This window comes from Microbacterium sp., from assembly GCF_039812165.1.
Lineage (GTDB): Bacteria > Actinomycetota > Actinomycetes > Actinomycetales > Microbacteriaceae > Microbacterium.
This window is the reverse complement of the sequence record NZ_JBDIAB010000202.1, coordinates 1-4,946: the sequence shown is the minus strand read 5'-3', so window position 1 is coordinate 4,946 and position 4,946 is coordinate 1. Positions and strand designations below refer to the sequence as shown.

At 72.7% G+C, this 4,946-nt stretch carries 4 protein-coding genes; all 4 read right to left on the bottom strand.

Annotation, left to right across the window (positions count from 1 at the left end):
* Positions 1-64: 64 nt before the first annotated feature.
* The 4 genes from WML84_RS12805 to WML84_RS12790 all read right to left on the bottom strand — a co-directional run bounded on the left by WML84_RS12805 (position 65) and on the right by WML84_RS12790 (position 4,809).
* A complete protein-coding gene (locus WML84_RS12805; RefSeq protein ID WP_347346526.1) occupies positions 65-1,879 on the bottom strand; it encodes an ABC transporter ATP-binding protein in 1,815 nt (604 codons plus the stop codon).
* Positions 1,876-3,732, bottom strand: coding sequence for an ABC transporter ATP-binding protein (locus WML84_RS12800; protein ID WP_347346525.1), 1,857 nt, complete (start codon positions 3,730-3,732; stop codon positions 1,876-1,878). The genes WML84_RS12805 and WML84_RS12800 overlap by 4 nt, the downstream gene beginning before the upstream one ends.
* 161 nt (positions 3,733-3,893) lie before the next feature.
* The gene (locus WML84_RS12795) at positions 3,894-4,034 is read right to left on the bottom strand and encodes a hypothetical protein (RefSeq protein ID WP_347346524.1); all 141 of its coding nucleotides are present in this window, start codon (positions 4,032-4,034) and stop codon (positions 3,894-3,896) included.
* A 271-nt stretch (positions 4,035-4,305) separates the two neighbouring features.
* On the bottom strand, positions 4,306-4,809 hold the full coding sequence (locus WML84_RS12790) for a methylated-DNA--[protein]-cysteine S-methyltransferase (protein WP_347346527.1): 504 nt from the start codon (positions 4,807-4,809) through the stop codon (positions 4,306-4,308).
* Positions 4,810-4,946: the final 137 nt, after the last annotated feature.

Below are 4,946 nucleotides of genomic sequence, written 5' to 3'. Positions count from 1 at the left end.
CCCCCCTGACCGCGGGGCGGTGCAGCGCCGGAACGTCTCGCGGTCCGGACGGGAGCGCGGGGGCTCAGACGAGGGACTCGCGCCAGGCGGCGTGCAGCTTCGCGAACGTGCCGTCGCCGGCGATGAGCGTCTCGGGGGTGTCGTCCTCGACGATCTCGCCGCCCGACATCACGAGCACGCGGTCGGCGATCGCCACCGTCGAGAGGCGGTGCGCGATGATGATCGCGGTGCGGTCGGCCAGCAGGGTCTGCAGCGCCCGCTGCACCTGCCGCTCCGACGGGATGTCGAGGGATGCCGTCGCCTCGTCGAGGATCAGCACCGCCGGGTCGGCGAGGAACGCGCGCGCGAACGAGATCAGCTGGCGCTGACCCGCCGATACGCGCCCGCCGCGCTTGTTGACGTCGGTGTCGTAGCCGTGCGGGAGGCGCTGGATGAAGGCATCGGCCCCCACCGCCCGCGCCGCCGCCCGGATCTCGTCGAACGCCGCGTCGGGCTTGCCGAGGGCGATGTTGTCGGCCACCGTGCCGCTGAACAGGTACGCTTCCTGCGTGACCATGACGATCGCGCGGCGGAGATCCTTCGGGTGCAGGCGCCGGAGGTCGACGCCGTCGAGCACCACCTGGCCGCGCGAAGGGTCGTAGAAGCGCGAGACCAGCTTCGCGAGCGTCGACTTGCCCGCGCCGGTCGTGCCCACGAGCGCCACCGTCTGACCGGCGGGGATGTCGAGCTCGAACCGCGGCAGCACCGTGCGGTCGCCCGCGTAGCCGAACTCGACGTCGCGGAACTCGATGTGCCCGCGTGCTCGCGGCAGGTCGACCGGCTCGGTCGGATCCGGCACCGACGGGCGCTCCTCGAGCACGCCCGACACCTTCTCGAGCGCCGCCGTCGCCGCCTGGTACGAGTTCAGGAAGAAGACGACCTCCTGCAGCGGCGAGAAGAAGTTCCGCACGTACAGGACGGCGGCGAGCAGGGTGCCGATCAGGAGGCTCCCGTCGGCGACGCGGAGCCCGCCCCACAGCAGCACGAGCGCCACCGACACGGCCGCCACGGCCATCATGCCGGGGTCGAACGTGCCGAACAGGCGGATCGAGCGCAGGTTCACGTCGCGGTAGTCGGCGGCCTCCTTGCCGAACTCGCGGTCGTCGCGCTCCTCCTTGCGGAACGCCTTGACGGCCCGGATGCCGGTCATCGTCTCGACGAAGGTCACGATGACCTTCGCGCTGATCACGCGCGACTCGCGGTACACGCGCTGCGCGTTGACGAAGAACCAGCGGGTCAGGCCCGCGAGCGGGACCGCCATGACGACGAGGATCGCCCCGGACTGCCAGTCGAGCAGGATCAGGGCGATCAGCGTGAAGCCGCCGTAGAGCACGCCCGACACGAGCTCGTTGAGCCCGCCGTCGAGGAGCTCGCGGATCGACTCCAGATCGCTCGTCTGCCGCGAGATGATGCGGCCCGACGTGTACGACTCGTGGAACTCGAGGCTCAGCCGCTGCGTGTGCCGGAAGATGCGCGTGCGCAGGTCGAGCATGACCGCCTGCGTGAGCCGCGCCGCGATCACCGCGTACCAGCCGACGAGCGCGGCGCCGCCGAACGCCGTGACCAGGTAGATCGCCACGACGAGGATCGTCGGCATCCAGTCGAGCTCGTCGATGACGGCCGGGAGCGCGGTGTCGATGCCGTACGCGACGAGCGCGGGGCCGAGCACGCGCAGCGCCGTGGACACCACGAGCACCGCGCCGGCCAGCACCAGCTGGGCGCGCAGGCCCGCCACGAGCGAGCCGAGCAGGCGCAGCGAACGGCGGCGGATCGCCCGCGACTCCGCGCGCGTGTAGTCGCTGCGGTCCTCGCCGCTCGTGCCGAGAACGGACGTGCTCACAGCGTCACCTTCCTCTCCCTGTCTCGATCGCGTTCCTCGGCGAGGCTCGAGATCACGTGCCGGTAGTCGGCGCTCGTCCGCAGCAGCTCGGAGTGCGTGCCCACTGCGGCGATCCGGCCGTCGTGCAGCAGCGCGACGCGGTCGGCGAGCGCCACGGTCGAGGGCCGGTGGGCGACGACGAGCGCCGTCGTCTCGGCGAGCACCTCGCGCAGGGCGTCCTCGACGAGCGCCTCGGTGTCGACGTCGAGCGCCGACAGCGGGTCGTCGAGCACCAGCACGCTGGGCCGGGCCGCGACCGCGCGCGCCAGCGCGAGACGCTGCCGCTGACCGCCCGACAGGCTCAGCCCCTCCTCGCCGATGACGGTGTCGACGCCGTCGGGCAGGTCGTCGACGAAGCCCGCCTGCGCCACGGCGAGCGCCTCGCGCAGCACCGCCTCCGCCTCGGGGCTGCCGGGCAGGAGGTCCTCGCGCCCGAGCAGGACGTTGTCGCGCACGGTCTGGGAGAACAGCGTCGCGTCTTCGAAGGCCATGCCCACGTGCGTGCGCAGCTCGTGCAGCGTGAGGTCGCGCACGTCGATGCCGTCGAGCGTCACACGGCCCGCTGTGACGTCGTACAGCCGTGCGGGGAGCGTCGTGAGCGTCGTCTTGCCGCTGCCGGTGAGACCGACGAGCGCCATCGTCTCCCCCGGCTCGAGCACCAGGTCGACGCCGTCGAGGAGGTCGCGCTCCGAGTCGACGGCATCCTGATACCGGAAGTGCACGCCCTCGAACACGAGCGCGCCGCGGGGGCGCTCGATCGACCGCGGGCTCGGCGGGTCGACGATCGTGTTCTCCTCGTCGAACACCTCGTACAGGCGGTCGGTCGCGGTGCGCGCGTCGAGCAGGAACGAGAACAGGAACCCGATCGACTCCATGGGCCAGCGCAGCACGGTCGCCATCGCGAAGAACGCGATGAGCTCCGACACCTGCAGCTGCCCCCACTGGGTGAGGAGGATGCCGACGCCCAGACACAGCGCGAACGCGATGTCGGGCAGCAGCACGAGCCAGAACCAGATCCAGCCGACCGCACGGGCCTTGCCCAGCTCGGTCGCGCGGAGCGTCTCGGCCTGCCGCGTGAACTTCCGCAGAGCGTGGCCGCCGCGCCCGAACGCCTTCAGCACGCGGATGCCGTGGACGCTCTCCTCCACGGACGTCGCGAGGTCGCCCGCCTGGTCCTGGCTGAGGCGCGTGAGCGCGCCGTACGTGCGCTCGAAGCGGTACCCGGCGTACCAGAGCGGCAGGCTCGTCACGAGGAAGACGACCCCGAGCATCCAGTGCCAGCGGAACAGGAGCGCGCTGCCGACGGCGATCGTGACCACGTTGACCACGAGCAGCACCAGGCCGAACGCGAACCAGCGCCGGATCGTGCCGAGGTCCTGCATCATGCGCGACAGCAGCTGGCCCGACTGCCAGCGGTCGTGGAAGGCGACCGGCAGCCGCTGCAGGCGCGAGTAGAACGTCGTCCGCATCGTGTACTCGAGGGTCGTCGAGGGGTACATGACGAGCCAGCGCCGCGCCCACACCATCGCCGCCTCCAGGAGGCCGAGGCCCAGGACCGCGAGCGCGCCCCACACGAGCTGGAGCCGGTCGCCGGAGGAGATCGGGCCGCTCACGAGCGCCTCGAGCACGAGCGGGATCGACAGCGCGAGCAGGCTCGCGACGAGCGCGCTGACCGTGCCGAGCGCCAGGCGCGGCAGCGCCGGGCGCGCGAACGGCAGCAGCCGGAACAGCGCTCGCGCGGTCGAGAGCTGCGCGGTCGGGCGCTGTGCGGTGTCGCCACCCTCGGTGGGGCTGTGGTCGGTGGAAGAGGTCATGATCCTTGTGGGTTCGTGCGGTGGTTCTCGTGGAACGCGGGGCGGATGCCGGTGTCGCGACGCGCGCGCGACGACGCGGGCGCGGACGCGGTCGTGGACCGGCGTCTGTGGAGGGTGAACGCGGAAGCGGACGGGTCTATGCCGTCCGGGGCACGGGCCTGCTAGCGCGAGATCGCGACGCGGCCGGTGTCCAGCGGCTGGGCGCCGGCTGCCGTCCCACGCGCCCAGGCGCTGCGGCCGGAACGGCCCGGGAGGAGGACGGCGGTGGTGGCGGGCTTCGCGATCACGACGGCCTGGAACATGGCGTCCTCCTAGGGTTCGAGTGGCATTCGGCGTCGGACGTCACCTCGGGGCGACACGACAGCCTTACAGAATATGGTGCGGCGCGGCGCGGGCGCAACCGCCTCTTCGGCACCGGCGGTCAGAAGCCGGGGCACAACGGCGGAGATCCGACGCGACACCCCGGCCTACGGCATCCGTCCACGGTGTGTCCGCCGCGGACTCCGCCGTTGTGCGTCGGACGAGTCCGCCCCGGGCAGGCGGACGCGCCCGAGGCGGGGTCGCGGGACCCGTTCAGGAGAGAGGCGCGCCGGCCTCGCGGGCGAGGAGCGCGCGCTTGACCTCGACACCCCAAGCGAAGCCGCCGAGCGACCCGTCGCCGCGCAGCACCCGATGGCAGGGGACGAACAGCGCGGGAGCATTCCGCGCGCAGATCGAGGCCGCGGCGCGCACCGCGCTCGGCCGGCCGAGCGCGGTCGCGAACTCGGTGTAGCTGAGCGGCTCCCCCGGCGCGATGCGCCGGAGGGCCGCCCAGCCGGCGTGCCGCAGCTCGGTGCCGTGCTGCACGACGGGCACGGAGTCGATCGCGGCGAGGTCGCCGTCGTAGAAGGCACGGACCGCGGCCGCGGCCTCGGTCTCGCCCGCGCGCACGTCGTGCGGGCGATCCGCGGCGCGGAGGCGCCCGAGGATCCGCTCCGGATCGTCGGTCCACCCGCTGGAGAGCACGCGCCCTTCGGCGTCGGCGAGCAGCGTGAAGGGGCCGTCGGGGGTGTCGAGGGTCTGGATCGTGGTCATGATGCGTCCTTCTGAGGTCGGTGTCGCAGTGACGGCCAGGGGCCGCTCGGGCGTGCGGCGCGCGTGCGCGACGGGTGGGGAATCGGCCGGCAGCACAGCCGCGCCGGCAGGGGTGGCGGCCGCGGAGTTCGCGGCGGGAG